10 protein-coding genes and 1 pseudogene are annotated in these 14,261 nt (G+C 60.1%); 2 read left to right on the forward strand and 9 right to left on the reverse strand.

Annotation, left to right across the window (positions count from 1 at the left end; translation table 11 throughout):
• Positions 1 to 242 precede the first annotated feature (242 nt).
• The 5 genes from JJB74_RS27455 to JJB74_RS27475 are packed head-to-tail and all read right to left on the reverse strand — an operon-like array spanning position 243 to position 6,658.
• Positions 243 to 1,019 (reverse strand): SDR family NAD(P)-dependent oxidoreductase, encoded by a 777-nt coding sequence (locus JJB74_RS27455; protein ID WP_200597623.1) that lies wholly within the window; start codon positions 1,017 to 1,019, stop codon positions 243 to 245.
• A 14-nt stretch (positions 1,020 to 1,033) separates the two neighbouring features.
• On the reverse strand, positions 1,034 to 2,908 hold the full coding sequence (locus JJB74_RS27460; RefSeq protein ID WP_200597540.1) for a TRAP transporter large permease: 1,875 nt from the start codon (positions 2,906 to 2,908) through the stop codon (positions 1,034 to 1,036).
• A gap of 3 nt (positions 2,909 to 2,911) precedes the next feature.
• On the reverse strand, positions 2,912 to 3,931 hold the full coding sequence (locus JJB74_RS27465) for a TRAP transporter substrate-binding protein (RefSeq protein WP_200597542.1): 1,020 nt from the start codon (positions 3,929 to 3,931) through the stop codon (positions 2,912 to 2,914).
• A gap of 42 nt (positions 3,932 to 3,973) precedes the next feature.
• Complete coding sequence (locus tag JJB74_RS27470) at positions 3,974 to 5,374, reverse strand: four-carbon acid sugar kinase family protein (protein WP_200597544.1); 1,401 nt, start codon at positions 5,372 to 5,374, stop codon at positions 3,974 to 3,976.
• 3 nt (positions 5,375 to 5,377) lie between these two features.
• On the reverse strand, positions 5,378 to 6,658 hold the full coding sequence (locus tag JJB74_RS27475) for a ribulose-bisphosphate carboxylase large subunit family protein (RefSeq protein WP_200597546.1): 1,281 nt from the start codon (positions 6,656 to 6,658) through the stop codon (positions 5,378 to 5,380).
• A 184-nt stretch (positions 6,659 to 6,842) separates the two neighbouring features.
• On the opposite strand from JJB74_RS27475, the gene JJB74_RS27480 reads away from it, so the two are divergent.
• A complete protein-coding gene (locus JJB74_RS27480; protein WP_200597548.1) occupies positions 6,843 to 7,742 on the forward strand; it encodes a LysR substrate-binding domain-containing protein in 900 nt (299 codons plus the stop codon).
• A 1,082-nt stretch (positions 7,743 to 8,824) separates the two neighbouring features.
• Here JJB74_RS27480 and JJB74_RS27485 read toward each other — a convergent pair.
• Positions 8,825 to 9,112, reverse strand: a complete 288-nt coding sequence (locus tag JJB74_RS27485) for a c-type cytochrome (RefSeq protein WP_234484914.1) — start codon at positions 9,110 to 9,112, stop codon at positions 8,825 to 8,827.
• Between the two features lie 534 nt (positions 9,113 to 9,646).
• Here JJB74_RS27485 and JJB74_RS27490 point away from each other — a divergent pair.
• The gene (locus tag JJB74_RS27490) at positions 9,647 to 10,831 is read left to right on the forward strand and encodes a thiolase family protein (RefSeq protein WP_200597550.1); all 1,185 of its coding nucleotides are present in this window, start codon (positions 9,647 to 9,649) and stop codon (positions 10,829 to 10,831) included.
• Between the two features lie 29 nt (positions 10,832 to 10,860).
• Here JJB74_RS27490 and JJB74_RS27495 read toward each other — a convergent pair whose 3' ends face one another.
• From JJB74_RS27495 to JJB74_RS27500, 3 genes and pseudogenes are all read right to left on the reverse strand, one after another.
• Complete coding sequence (locus JJB74_RS27495) at positions 10,861 to 11,673, reverse strand: crotonase/enoyl-CoA hydratase family protein (protein WP_200597552.1); 813 nt, start codon at positions 11,671 to 11,673, stop codon at positions 10,861 to 10,863.
• Positions 11,674 to 11,746: 73 nt separating this feature from the next.
• Positions 11,747 to 12,190, reverse strand: a complete 444-nt coding sequence (locus JJB74_RS33510) for a nuclear transport factor 2 family protein (RefSeq protein ID WP_325170187.1) — start codon at positions 12,188 to 12,190, stop codon at positions 11,747 to 11,749.
• A 24-nt stretch (positions 12,191 to 12,214) separates the two neighbouring features.
• Positions 12,215 to 14,233: pseudogene (locus tag JJB74_RS27500) on the reverse strand (oxidoreductase); the annotation flags it as partial.
• Positions 14,234 to 14,261 lie beyond the last annotated feature (28 nt).

Here is a 14,261-nt window from a genome sequence, read left to right on the forward strand (position 1 = left end):
TCTCTCTAGTCCGTCGCCGTGATCAATATCACGCGCAAATCATTCACTTCCTGAGGCTTGGCCCGGCGAGGAACTCGCCACCGGGCGCTCCGGGGCGCCTCTGCTCGTCGCCATACAGCGGAGTCCGATTCAGGGCCATGACGCTCGTTTTGTCCTGGACGCCAGTCCTGGATGACGGCTGGCGTGCTTTTTCCTTGATGCCGTGTGCGCTCTCTGCTTGCTGAGATGCGCAAGTCCACGCCTTACGCCAGCTTGCGCGCTCCCGATGCCAAGAAGCCACCATCCACCGGCAGATCCACACCTGTGGTGTACCCGGCCTCTTCTCCGACGAAATACATCACGGCCGCAGCGATTTCCGCAGTCGATCCATAACGATCCATGGGAATGGCGTGGGTATATTCCTTGCGGAACTGGTCCGTGTGGAGCACGCGGGTCATCGGCGTGTCGACCGGACCGGGCGATACCGTGTTTGCGGTGATGCCATGCTCGGCGAGTTCCACGGCCATCTGCCGCGTCAGCGCAATGACCGCTCCCTTCGATGTGCCGTAGGCAGTGCGCCCCGTGCCCACAGAACGCTGGCCTGCAACCGATGCCAAGTTCACGATACGTCCCCATTTATGCTTGAGCATCAGCCGGGCTGCATGCTGAGCGCACAGTAGCGTGCCGGTGACGTTGACATTCATCGTTGCGAGGAAATTCTCAAGCGGGAATTCGAGGAAAGGAAAGACCTTTGCGATGCCGGCGCAGTTCACCAGTACATCGCAGCGGGCATGCCGGCTTTCGATTTCGCTGAAGGCCTGTGCCACGGATGCAGCATCGCCTGCGTCGATCTGCTGGGCCTCGGCGCGCAAGCCTGTTGCGCTGAGTTGCCCCACGCGTTCCTTTGCGGCTTCCATGTCGCGATCTGCGACGACCACTGTGTAGCCCGCTGCGCCAAGGCGCTGACAGACTTCCGCGCCTATGCCCATGGCGCCGCCGACGACGACGGCAACGCGATCCTGATTGCTCTGATTCTGCATAGTGTTCTCCTGTGTTAAAGAAAGCCGATGGAAATCCATGGCACTGCCGCGACGATGATCAATCCCACGACCATGGCGGCGATATATCCGAAGATGGGGCGGATTCCTTCGTCCGGGTGAACTTTCGAGATTGCGCATGCGGCGTAATAGCCGACCCCGAACGGCGGGGCAAAAAGGCCAATGCCCATCGACAGAATCACGACCATCGCGTAATGGACTTCATGGATGCCCATGGCACGGGCTATCGGAAATACCAGAGGGCCGAACAGTACGATGGCCGGTATCCCTTCCAGTACGCTGCCGAGGATCACGAAAGCCAGGATGGAAACAGCCATGAAACCTGCGGCGCCGCCTGGCAGCGAGCGCATCGCATCGGCGAGCGTACGCGAGAAACCGGACTGGGTAAGCCCCCAGGCCATCGCCGTGGCCGCGCCGATGATCAGAAGGATTGCACCGGACAGACTCGCCGTCTCTACCAGCATCGGGTACAGGCGCCGGAAGTCGAACTTGCGATAGATGACAAGTCCGGCGACAACTGCGTAGACAATGCCGATCGTCGATACCTCGGTGGCCGTCGCGACGCCCTCGACCACGGCGGCACGGATGATGAAGGGAAGCGCGATTGCGGGAACGGCCACAACGAAGGACTTTGCGATCTCGGCCCGGTTTGCCCGCACCACCTGCGACAAGTCCTCGCCACGATAGCGCCAGAACACCACGCCGATCAATCCGATGGCGAGCACGACGCCCGGCAGCATGCCCCCTGTGAACAGAGCCGAGATCGATACGCCCGTCACCGAGCCGATCGTGATCAGCACAATGCTCGGCGGTATCGTCTCTGTCTGGGCGCCGGTTGCCGATAGCAGCGCAACCAGATCGCCTTCCCTCGCACCGCGGTTTTTCATTTCGGGGAACAGCACCGGCGCGATCGCAGCCATGTCGGCTGCCTTGGAGCCGGAAATTCCTGATACCAGGTACATGGCGCCCACCAGCACATAGTGCAGGCCACCGCGCACATGGCCCAGCAGGCTCGCCAGGAAAGCCACCATCGCGCGCGCCATGCCAGTCATCTCGATCAACTGACCCAGGAACACGAACAAGGGCACCGAAAGCAGCATGAGATGGCTCATTCCTTCGTCCATGCGGCCAACCACGATCATTACCGGCGTCGAGGTGGTCAGCATGATGTATCCCAGCGTCGCCAGGCCAAATGCGAATGCGATCGGTACGCCGGCAAACACGCAGGCCGCGACCACGATGACAAAGAAAATCACCAGGTTCACATTGCCGAGCTTATGAAATACCGGTTGTAGCATCCACATGCCAATGACTAACATCGCTGCGAGCGCAAACGCCTTGACCACGGTCTTTCTATCGGCGAACTGTGCCAGGCGCAACACGGACAGTAGCGCCATCATGCCAAAGCCCACGGCCATGGCCGCCACGCGCCAGCTGTTTGCGATATCCAGCGCCGGCGTGCTGATCACGGCTTCCTCCTGCGCATATTCCAGCGCATGCGGCAGCACCAATGCCAGGAACACCAGCGCGGCCACCGTTGCCAGCACGTCGACGAATGCGCGCGTGGCTGGGGAAAGCTTGCCGACCACGGCTGTCATGCGCATGTGCTCGCCTTTTTCGAACGCCACAGCCGAGCCGAGCATTGCCAGCCACAGGAACAGGATGGAGGCAAGTTCATCCGACCATACCAGTGGGGCGTGAAAAACGTAGCGGCCGATCACTCCGGCCAGCAGCACGAAGATCTCAACCGCCACCAGCAGCGCGGCCGGCACTGCCAGGCAGTGGCCGAGCAGGCGTTGTATGCGTGCCGCGCCGGCGCTGATGGCATTCCGCGGCTGGTCTGCCGCGGCATTCGTGTGTGCGATGTGCATGGCTCACCCCAATTTCCCGGTGTACTTCTCCAGCATCTCCCATGCTTCGTCGCCGTACTTCTTGCGCCACTCGGCATAGAAACCCGACTTCGACAGCATGGTGCGGAACGGCGCTGGATCCGGCGTGTTGAACACCATTCCCTTGGCCTGCAGATCGCCTTTGAGCGAGACATTCAGCTTTGCGACGTCGCCACGCATATCCAGAGCGGAGCGGTTCAGATTTTGTGCGACGATGGGGCGTACTTTTTCTGGCAAGCGATTCCATGCTTTCATGCTGCTCATGCACCAGAAGCCATCCCACATGTGGTTCGTCATCGAGCAATACTTCTGCACTTCGTAAAGCTTGGCGATCGAGATGATGGACAGCGGGTTTTCCTGGCCATCAACGACCTTGGTCTGGAGCGAGGAGTACACTTCGGCGAAATTGATCGAAGCTGGCGCTGCACCGAGATGCTGGAACAGTGATGTCCAAAGCGGACTCACTGGAACCCGTATCTTCAGGTTTTTGAGGTCATCGGGCGTAGTGATCGGCCGAACGCTGTTGGTGATCTGGCGGAAGCCCGAACTCCAGATATTGTCCATGGCCATCAGCCCTACCTTGGTGAACTTACCGCGCAGGTATTTGCCCAGGTCCCCGTCCAGTGCCCGGTGTACAGTGTCCTCATCAGAAAACGCAAAACCCAGCCCGTATATCGACGACACCGGCACCATCTGGGACAAGACATTCACGCCGGAAACTGTAAAGAAGTCGATTGCGCCAGCTCGCAATTGCGACAGCATGTCGGCATCGTTGCCAAGCTGATTGTTGGGGAAAACATTGAGTTGAACCTGTCCTCCCGTTTCCTTCAGGATGCGTTCGGCTGCCTCGTTGGCGCGGATGTTCAGCGGATGGTTCGCCGGCAGATTGGTGCCGAACTTGAGATTGATTTCAGCGGCGCGGGCAAACTTCGGCATGACCAGCGCTGGAGCGGCCACTGCAGCTGCAGTGCTGATCAAGAATTGACGGCGTGTGAATTGATTCATGGTTCCTGTCTCCTTATCGTTCTGAAAAAAATTTCCGGGTAGTTATGCTTGGGTGCCTTGTAGGGCTTTAATGAAATAATCGGCCTGGCCCATCTGCCCGCCCTTCAGTGCAATCTCCAGGCCGGCAAGATGCGGCTGATCCGAAAGCACGCGGCACAGCGGCGCACCGGGCGCAAGGCGGGCGGCAACTACCAGGGCGTCGGGTGCCAAGTGCTGAGTGACATGGCTGGAGGTGTCGCCACCCGAGACCAGAAGGCGCTCGATGCGCACCACACGTAATACGCCATCGACAAAGTGACCCAGGCGCTGTGCCAGCAATCGTCCACCAACGTGTTTGGCCATTTCCTTGCTCATGCCTTGCGCAACCAGCTGTGATGTCATTGCCGCGATCCGATCATCGTCGGGACCGCGTGCGGTGTGTGCGATCACGCTGCGCCCCGCACGCAATGCCACCACTGCCTGGCCCTGCAGGCGCTCCAGTTCGGTTTCCCAGCGTTCATCCGCGACCAGGCTGGAGGCATCCACCGCAAGGTCGAAGAATCCGTGCGCAATGGCGGCGTCGACCTGCATCCTGCTTAGTGGCGAAGCGCTGCCCGACACGGCGAGCACCTGCGGGACGGCTTCGAAGGTTTCATATTGCGTGGTAGCCCCGGCAGTTGCCTCGCCAGCCTCGCGCCACCACTGGGTCACCGCATATTCCAGTCCCGATGAGCCGACACAGAACAGCGGACGGGAGCGGCCGGCGCTGAGACGATCGAGCAAGCGTCCGACTTGCGTCAGATGGGCCGAGGTAGTGCCGTCGAAAACGACGCCGCCTGACTTGTCCAAAGCGATGCGTGCGAGTTCGCTATCCATTGCTGGCTCCCCTGCTTCGTACAGCGGCAGCGTGAACTTGGTAATTGCCTGACGCGTTTGCGCTCCCAAGTGCGCTGCAAGGTCTGCTTCGGACATCGGCGTGGTCGGATGGCGGCTCATGATGGGATGGCGATCCAGCCGATACACCAGGCCATCCGTGCCGGAGCGGGCAAACAGATTACCGAAGGCGCAGTACCTGCCCAGTGCAGGCGTCGCCGCCACAATTGGAATCGGACCTGCACCAAATGCTTCGCGAGCAATGTCCATGACCCGGCCGATACTTCCGACCGCGGCAGAACTGTCGAAGGTTGAACAAACCTTGTAGTGCACCAACGGCACAGGTAATGCTGCCAGCGCACCCAGCGTGTGCGGCAGGGTTTGATCCATTTCTTCGGGAGACATGCTCCGGCTGTCGCCGGCGACGCCAATGGCATCAAACGGGCCCAGCGTGTCAAGCGTCTCGACACTGGGCGGCTTGAGGAACAGAGCACAACGCAGTCCGGCGAATGCAAGCACTTCCAGCGCATCGGTGGAGCCGGTGAAGTCGTCGCCATAAAAAGCCAGGCGCAGCTGTGGCGTGGCATTCATGTTTCACATCCGTCCGAAGTGAGAGAGCGCGCGGGACAACGCCGGGTGGGTTAAGGCATAGGAATCAAGGCTTTTCCCGGCGACTGCGGCATCCCAGCCTTCGCGCATGCTGGCCACACCAGCATGAATGCCGTCCGGATGGCCGATGATGCCGCCCCCGGCAAGATGCATGAGGTCCGTAGACTGCAACTGTCGGTACATATCCGGCGCCTGGGCGGCCCATTGGCCAGAAGAGAACACCGGCATAAGTGCCGGCACGCCGGCAAATGGGGACAGGCAGGCGCGTGCAGAGCGCAGCACCGACTCATCCGCTTCCCAGAATTTGCTGCGCAAGCCGTTGACATGCAGATGGTCGACACCGGCCAGACGCCAAAGCTTTTGGTAGGCCTCGAAGCTGAATCCGAGCGCAGCATGGCGCGTCAGGCTGCCCCAACCGTTGCGGTGGCCATGGATCGGCAATTGCGAGTGCCGCCGCAGGTGTTCCACACCGGCGAATCCTGCCCAGTTGACGCTCACCATCACGCATGTGCCGCCGGCCTGCAGTACCGTATCGTGGTGGCGCAGCATGTCATCGATCGAGCCCGAGATATTGAATGCGTACATCGGCATGCGCCCGAGGCGGTCGGCATGCTTGTGCAGCACCGGCATTACAGCCGCGACGCGACGCTCGAACGGTTCGTACGGGGGGTTGGCTATCAGCTCATCATCTTTGATGAAGTCGATGCCGGCACCGCAGAGGTCGTCAACCATTGCGGCGGTCTGCTCGGCGGTGAGCCCGATGCTGGGCTTGATGATGGTACCGATCATTGGCCGGCCATGAACGCCCGCCAGGCGGCGGGTGCCTTCGATACTGAATGCGGGCCCCGGAAACTGAGATGCATAGTTCACCGGCATATCCAGATCAAGCAGACGGAGACCCGTTACTTCACCCAACTCGAACAGGTTGCCGGCCAAAGTGGCGAGCAGCACCGGCAGATTACAGCCAACATTTTCGACCGGGAAAGCGATCTCAATTTCGGCGCGGTGAAATACGCCATGGCTGCCGCGGCGTTCGACATAAGCGCTCTGCAGTGAAGGCTCCAGCGCTGGAGGTAATGAATGGATATTCACGACACGGGCGCGGGAGCGCTCCTTGAGCTGTGCAGTTTCGCCGGGAAGCGACAAAAAGGTGCCGCTTGATTGCTCGCCGGCGATGACTTGCGCCATCTTCTCGGCGGGAACCGAGCTTTCAACGAAATACCGAGCAGTGAACTCGGCGCGTGAAACGGTAGTATTCATGGACATCCTCTGAGTTTTTCTCTCGGCAATTGCCGGTCACTTGTGACACTGAAGCTTGCGAATGACCTGATACTAGGGAGGGCAAGCACTTCTCAGCAAGCGATATAATTTTTCCAGTCTGTGAGAAAATCTCACATTGCTGCGCAGCGTGCCGGAGTGGCGTGCAACTGTTTATTGAAGGAGAGAATGGATGGTCGCTTCACGCGTTTCATTGAATGCGCTGCGTGCCTTTGAGGCCACCGCTCGGTGTCGCAGTTTCAGTGCTGCTGCAGATGAATTGGCAGTCACCCATGGTGCTGTCAGCCGCCAGGTTCGCATGCTTGAGGAAACGTTCGGTGTACTACTGCTGCAACGCACGGCCCAAGGCGCGGAGCCCACACCAGAAGGTGAGCGCCTTGCGGCAGGTCTGAAACGTGGCTTCGATGAAATCCAGAACAGCGTCGATCAGCTTAAGCCCGGGCCGCTAACGCTTGCCTGCTCAACGTCCATCATGATGTACTGGGTGCTGCCGCGACTGTCCCGCTTCCAACAGAAAAATCCTGATGTGCTCCTGCAGTACCACATGACCTCCGGGCCGCTTGACTTCACGCGCGACAAGGTAGGCGTAGCCATTCGCCTGTCGTCGCAGGAGATGCCGCGAGACGTCGTCCGCACAGATGTCTGCAGCGAATGGGTAGGCCCGGTGTGCTCGCCCGAATACCTAAGGACACTCGAAATACGCACGACCGCAGATTTGCAGCGAGCCCGGCTGATCTATTCACACACTCGTGAGCGTGCTTGGTCTGAATGGAAGCAGTGTTATGCCCCCGAGATGAACGAGCCAAATCTGGATGAAGGCTTTCCGCATTTTTATCTGCTGATTCAGGCAGCCCGCTGCGGATTGGGCATCGCTAATGTGCCGCGCATGCTCGTTCAGGACGATCTCACCAGTGGCACACTAGTTGCGCCGTTCGGCTTCGTTGCCGGTCCCAACAGGCTTACGATTTGGGTCGCATCGCATTTAACGGAGCGTTCCGAAGTCAGGCGATTGGTCAATTGGCTAAGTGAAGAGCTGCGTGCAGATGAGAGGCAGAATCGAGCACAGACTTAGCCTGTTGACATTTGGCAGGGCCAAATAACAGACCCGCTGCAGCATCCGGTTAGGGCACTTGGCTTCGTTCGGCGCATTCAGTGCTCATCTGCCTTGTCAGTAACGCCGATGAGCCGGTAGGCGGTAGGTGCAGTAGCACTTGCCGCGAAAGTAAAACCCCGTTTCTCGCCCCCTGCATGTTCAACCGCAGTATGCAATTCATCTTTCAACAGATGGGCAAATGATTGAAACGTCTTCTCGACTTACAGGAACCTCGCAGCAGAGTTCCGCTGTGAACCAAACGGCAGGGACGCGCGACTTCTCCGCTGAAATGGATGAATGGAATCATGGGCTCACAATTACGGTATTACCAGGAAATATCGTTTCGTTTTTAAGCCCTCATCTTATTCGCTTGGTTAATACTTCTTATAAGGAGACAAAATTGGACTGAATATGCCCATATTTTTATACTGGGAAATGTTGAAATATCAGGAACGGAAGGTTTTATAATGTCGACATTTTCTCTTGCGCTTTCGATTGCTCCTGTGCTTGTAGCGATTGCTACGCGTACGCTAACGAGCATTTTCAAATAAAAATAATTCTTACGGTTTCTTTCGGCTGTGTGGACGCTCAAATGCTCTTGTCGAATTATCGAGGATCAAAGTGGCAGCAGCGAATCCGCTTCTGGCCAGGATTGCGTGAAAGCCGCTTGCACAAAGAATTATTGATTTTTGCTTCACTTTGATGGAACCCGATACGGTCCAATCCGAAAATGTTCAGGTCGGTAGTCGTACCTAGAACATGCATTGATGTCCGCTACGGAATGGCAAGCGGACGAAGCAGGTGCGGCGATAAAATGACTGCTCCTGGCCGACTGCCGCCGCCGGGCCGGAACGGGGAAAATCGTCCCATTGCTGTCTATCAGGGTTAGCCTGCTGAACGTCGCAATAGGGTCCTATGACTGTCATATGGTTTTCTGGCAAGCGTAAGCTCAGCGTGCCGTTCAGCCAATGAAACACGCAGTCAAAGCTTCCGTAGGTAGGTGATGATCTTCCAGGTCTCATCGTCCTTGAAGTCATCCTTGAATCGTGGCGTGGCACTCCCTACCGGCACGCCGCCTCGCAATTGGTCCAATACAGATAACCATCTTCCGCTATTGGCATCTTGCTCGTTGTTGCCACGTTCGCAGCAGGCGGGGAGAGGTTTCCTCCAGCTGGCCCATCGCCTCTCCCCGTTATGCCGTGGCATCGGGCGCAGTTCTGCTCAAACAGCTTTCTCCCGCTTTCAATGTTCTGCTTCGTTGGCTGAATGGGATTTGCCTTCGAGGCGAATTGTGGGCTAATGCCATCCATCAGGAAGTAATGATGCCGCGCCATCGACATCTCCATCATGGGACCAGCTCCCATCATATGGCCGGACCCCGTTCTCCCTACCTGACCGTATGTAGGCACAGATGAGCCGACGAATCCCACCGTCAAGATGTTGATCACAAGTTTGCTCACATCTCCCTCCAAAGACTTTTGGAAGTCCTCGCGTTATCAGTCGTCAAGATAGCTGGCTGAAAAAGAAATCTGATCGTGATGGCTTATCAACGCGTCTAACCTCTTGCACCCGTGGTGGCACCGCGCAAACCTGAGCGTGCGCGCAATACCACTCCGACAGCATCAGAGCGTCGATTCTTGGCAGTGCCCATAGCACCCCAGCTTCCCTGTCACATGTGCTCAACTTTCAAAGTAGCTCAACAAATGGACATTGGGTATTCGCGCTCGTCGCAGCGGCGGTGTACAACAAAGCGCAACAATAAAATTCCCGCAACTGCTGAACGTCCGGGCGGCGTGCGTGTTGGTGCATTGCTGAAGGCATGTCCGATGAGACAGTTCCTTCGCCTCGTTATCCCGGCTCAACAACGCATCCAGGAGACTGTCATGAATGCACGCGATGTGGTGATCTGCGAACCGGTTCGCACGGCTATCGGGACCTACGGCGGAAGCCTCAAGGACATAAGCGCCCCGACACTGGGAGCAACAGCCATCCGGGAAACAATGAACCGATCTGGCCTTGCATCCAGCAAAGTGCAAACCGTAGTAATGGGAAACGTTATCCAGGCCGGCGTGAAAATGAACCCGGCACGCCAGGCAAGCATAGGCGCAGGCTTGCCGGTCGAGGTACCTGCCCTCACCGTCAATCGTGTTTGCGGCTCGGGCGCACAGGCAATCGCAAGCGCCGCGCTGGAGATTTGGGCGGGCATGATCGATTGCGCAATTGCAGGAGGCATGGAAAACATGGACCGCGCGCCGTATCTGATGCCCCAAGGGCGCTGGGGTGCGCGCATGGGTGACGTCGCCATGTGCGACAGCATGCTGATGGATGGACTGAACGATGCATTCAGCGGACAGCATTCCGGGTGGCACACCGAAGACCTGGTGGCCAGGTTCAGCATTTCCCGAGAAGACCAGGACCGCTGGGCATTACGCTCTCAGCAGCGCTTCGCCGAGGCCAAGGGCGAAGGCCTGTTTGATGGTGAAATCGTTCCGCTCGAAGTGCCAAGCCGTAAGGGACTTATGCGGTTTGCACAGGATGAACATAACCGCCCGGAGACCACGGCCGAGTCCCTGGCGAAACTGAAACCGGCCTTTCGCAAGGATGGCACCATCACGGCGGGGAATTCACCTGGATTGAATTCGGGCGCGGCTGCGATGGTCGTGGCCGAGCGCGGCTGGGCCGAGCAGAACGACCTGAAGCCAATGGCGCGCCTCGTCAGTTACGGCGTGGCGGCGGTCGAACCGGGATTCTTTGGGCTCGGGCCGATCCCATCGGTGCGTGAAGCCCTCGCCAGAGCAGGCTGGTCAGTGCGTGATGTCGAGCGGGTCGAGATCAACGAGGCCTTTGCAGCGATCGCACTGGCGTGCCTGCGCGAAATCGGCTTTGCCGAGGAGATCGTTAATGTCCAGGGCGGTGCCATCGCGCATGGCCATCCGATCGGCGCCACGGGCGCGGTGCTGACAACGCGGCTGCTGCATTCGATGCGGCGAGATGGCTGTAAGCGGGGCGTCGTCACCTTGTGCATCGGCGGTGGCCAGGGAATTGCACTGGCCCTTGAACTGCTTTGAGTCGAGACCTGACCTGATTGAGAACTCGCTCAATCCTTGAAGCTCGGCGCCCTCTTGGCCATGTTGGCCGTCATGGCTTCGGTGAGGTCCTCGCTCATGAGCATGGCGGCATTCCACGTGGCGATGTAGTTGAGGCTGTCGGCCACTGAATGGTCGCGGGCGTAGGTGATCATCTCCTTGGTGCCACGGATAGCCAACGGCGACTTGGCGGCGATGGTGGCGGCGATATCGTGCACGCCCGCATACAGCGCTTCGCGCGAATCAAACACGCGATTTACCAGGCCGATCTCCCTGGCCTCCTGCGCGTCGAACCTGCGGCCGGTGTAGGCCAGCTCGCGCACGATGCCCTCGCCCACCAGCTTGGGCAGGCGCTGGAGTGTGCCGACATCGGCAGTCATGCCGATGTCGATTTCCTTGATGATGAAGTAGGCATCGCTGCTGCAGTAGCGCATGTCGGCGCAGGTGATGAGGTCGATGCCGCCGCCTATGCAGCCGCCATGGATGGCCGCGAGCACGGGCTTGCGGCATCGCTCCAGGCTGGTCAGCGTGTCCTGCAGGTCGCGGATGACGCGGCGCAGCGCCTCGCGCGTGCGGCCGTCGCAATCGTTCCGGATCTGCGGCCCCAGGCCCGTCATCATCTGCAGGTCGATGCCGGCGGTGAAGAGCTTGCCCTCGCCTTGCAGCACGGCGACGCGGGCTTCGGGCGTGGCGTCCACCCACTGGAAGGCCTGGCGGATTTCCTGCCACATGGTGGCGCTCATGGCATTGGCCTTCGCCGGGCGGTTCAGGCGCACGGTCGCAATGTGCTTCTCCAGCGAGACGGACAGGGTTTCATACTGCATGGGTGACTCCTTTGTTATGGGGCTGCAGCGCCCGGGAACCAGGCGCCTGCAGCGTCAAATCCAGATGGCAGGCTCAGGCCTTTACACCTTTCATCGCGGCGAGATAAGGTGCCAAGCGCTTGCCCATTTCATCGCCCAGGGCCTGCAGGCCGCTCATGGGGCGCACCATCACTTCGAAATCGACGATCTTGCCCTCTTCATCAAAGCGCACCATATCGATGCCCTTAAGTTCCTTGCCATTGACCTTGGCCGAGAACTCCAGCACCACGCCATGGCCATCGGCGTCGGCGAACTGGCGGTGGTAGTTGAAGTCCTCGAACACCTTGACCACCGTGCCCAGGATCAGCTGCACGGCCTGCGCACCGGGGTACGGCGTGTGCGCCATGGGCGAGCGGAACACGGCCCTGGAATGCAGGATGGCGGGCAGCTCGGCCAGGTTGGCCTCGGCCACCATGGCGTGCCATTTCTCCAGGCTCTCGGCCACGGCCGGGGCCAGGCGCGAGGTCGCAGCAGTCACTTCCTGCTTGCGCGCCGTGGTGTCCAGGTTCAGCGCCAGTTCCGTGCCCTGCCTGATGGCGCGCTTGGCATCGAGTTCGACAGCCTTGTCGGCGCCGCCGATCAGATGCACCGTGCAGCCCGCGGCCAGCAGTTCGGCCTGCAATTCGCGCTGCGGATCCTGGCCGGCGCAGAGGATGACGTTGTCCACGGCGAGCACGACGTCTTTGCCATCCACGGTGATGTGCAGGCCGGCGTCGTCCACCTTGCGGTACTGCACACCGGGGATCATCTCCACGTTGCGGTTTTTCAGCGAGGTGCGATGGATCCAGCCCGTGGTCTTGCCCAGGCCGTCGCCGACCTTGCTGGTCTTGCGCTGCAACAGGTACACCTTGCGCGGGATGGCGCCAATGTGTGCCGGCTTCAGGCCGCCGCGCGCGCTGCCCGTGGTGTCCACGCCCCATTCGGCGAAGAACCTGGCGGCATCCAGGCTGGGGCTGGTGCCCTCGTGCAGCAGGTATTCGGACACATCGAAGCCGATGCCTCCGGCGCCGATCACGGCCACGGTGGGTCCAACGGGCTTCCTGTCGCGCAGCACGTCGAGGTAGCCCAACACCTTGGGATGGGAAACACCCTCGATCTCGGGCGTGCGCGGCACGATGCCCGTGGCCAGCACGACATGGCGATAGCCTTCTTGCACCAGGTCCTGCGCGCTGACCTTGCGGCCCAGTTGCAGCTTCACGCCGGTGAGTTCGATCTGCTTGCCGAAATAGCGCAGCGTCTCGCAGAACTCTTCCTTGCCCGGCACCTGCTTGGCGATGTTGAACTGGCCGCCGATTTCCTTGGCGGCATCGATCAACGTGACGTCGAAGCCGCGCCGGGCCGCCGTGGTGGCAAAGGCCAGTCCTGCCGGCCCGGCGCCGACCACCGCGATGCGCTCCCTGCTGGCGGCCGGTTGCTCGATGAAGATGGTTTCGTGGCAGGCGCGCGGGTTGACCAGGCAGGAGGTGATCTTGCCGCCGAAGGTATGGTCCAGGCAGGCCTGATTGCAGCCGATGCAGGTGTTGATCTGGTCTGCCAGGCCGGCGGCGGCCTTGTTCACGAAGTCGGGGTCGGCCAGGAAGGGTCGCGCCATGCTCACCATGTCGGCGCAGCCCTCGGCCAGCACTTGCTCGGCCACCTCGGGCGTGTTGATGCGGTTGGTGGCCACCAGTGGAATGCCCACCTTGCCCTTGAGCTGCTTCGTCACCCAGGCGTAGGCCGCGCGCGGCACCTTGGTGGCAATGGTGGGAATGCGCGCTTCATGCCAGCCGATGCCGGTGTTGAGGATGGTGACTCCAGCCTTCTCCAGTGCCCGTGCCAGCTCGATCACTTCCTCGGTGGTGGAGCCGCCTTCCACCAGGTCGAGCATGGACAGGCGGAAGATGATGATGAAGTTCGGTCCCACGCGCTCGCGCGTGCGGCGCACGATCTCCAACGGGAAGCGGATGCGGTTGGCGTAGGAACCACCCCATTCATCGTCGCGCTGGTTGGTGTGAGCAGCAATGAATTCGTTGATGAGATAGCCTTCGGAGCCCATGATCTCCACGCCGTCATACCCGGCGCTCTGCGCCAGGACGGCAGCATTGGCATAGTCCTCCACCGTTTGCGTCACTTCTTCCGTGGTGAGGGCATGCGGGCGGAACGGGCTGATCGGCGCCTTGATGGCGCTGGGCGCCACCAGCTCGGGATGGTAGGCATAGCGGCCGAAGTGCAGTATCTGCATGCAGATCTTGCCGCCCGCCTCGTGCACGGCCCGGGTGACGATCTTGTGCTTGTCCGCTTCCTCCTGCGTCGTCATGGCGGCCCCGCCAGGCATGGGCCGCGCGCGGTCATTGGGAGCAATGCCGCCGGTCACGATCAGTCCGACCCCGCCGCGGGCGCGCTCGGCATAGAAGGCGGCCATGCGCTGAAAGCCGTCCCTGGCTTCCTCCAGTCCCACATGCATGGAGCCCATGAGCACACGGTTCTTGAGAGTGGTAAAGCCCAGATCGAGCGGGGCCAGCATGTGGGGGTAAGCGTTCATGGCGGGTTCCTTGTATGGCCGTGCCTGG

Source organism: Noviherbaspirillum pedocola, assembly GCF_016632335.1.
Taxonomy (GTDB): domain Bacteria; phylum Pseudomonadota; class Gammaproteobacteria; order Burkholderiales; family Burkholderiaceae_D; genus Noviherbaspirillum_A; species Noviherbaspirillum_A pedocola.

What these genes read in the sequence shown, in the direction of transcription:
- JJB74_RS27465 (WP_200597542.1), bottom strand. Translation starts at nt 3,931, where the DNA reads ATGAATCAATTCACACGCCGTCAATTCTTGATCAGCACTGCAGCTGCA.
- JJB74_RS27480 (WP_200597548.1), top strand. Translation starts at nt 6,843, where the DNA reads ATGGTCGCTTCACGCGTTTCATTGAATGCGCTGCGTGCCTTTGAGGCC.
- JJB74_RS27495 (WP_200597552.1), bottom strand. Translation starts at nt 11,673, where the DNA reads ATGCAGTATGAAACCCTGTCCGTCTCGCTGGAGAAGCACATTGCGACC.
- JJB74_RS27475 (WP_200597546.1), bottom strand. Translation starts at nt 6,658, where the DNA reads ATGTCCATGAATACTACCGTTTCACGCGCCGAGTTCACTGCTCGGTAT.
- JJB74_RS27470 (WP_200597544.1), bottom strand. Translation starts at nt 5,374, where the DNA reads ATGAATGCCACGCCACAGCTGCGCCTGGCTTTTTATGGCGACGACTTC.
- JJB74_RS27460 (WP_200597540.1), bottom strand. Translation starts at nt 2,908, where the DNA reads ATGCACATCGCACACACGAATGCCGCGGCAGACCAGCCGCGGAATGCC.
- JJB74_RS27490 (WP_200597550.1), top strand. Translation starts at nt 9,647, where the DNA reads ATGAATGCACGCGATGTGGTGATCTGCGAACCGGTTCGCACGGCTATC.
- JJB74_RS27485 (WP_234484914.1), bottom strand. Translation starts at nt 9,112, where the DNA reads ATGATGGAGATGTCGATGGCGCGGCATCATTACTTCCTGATGGATGGC.
- JJB74_RS27455 (WP_200597623.1), bottom strand. Translation starts at nt 1,019, where the DNA reads ATGCAGAATCAGAGCAATCAGGATCGCGTTGCCGTCGTCGTCGGCGGC.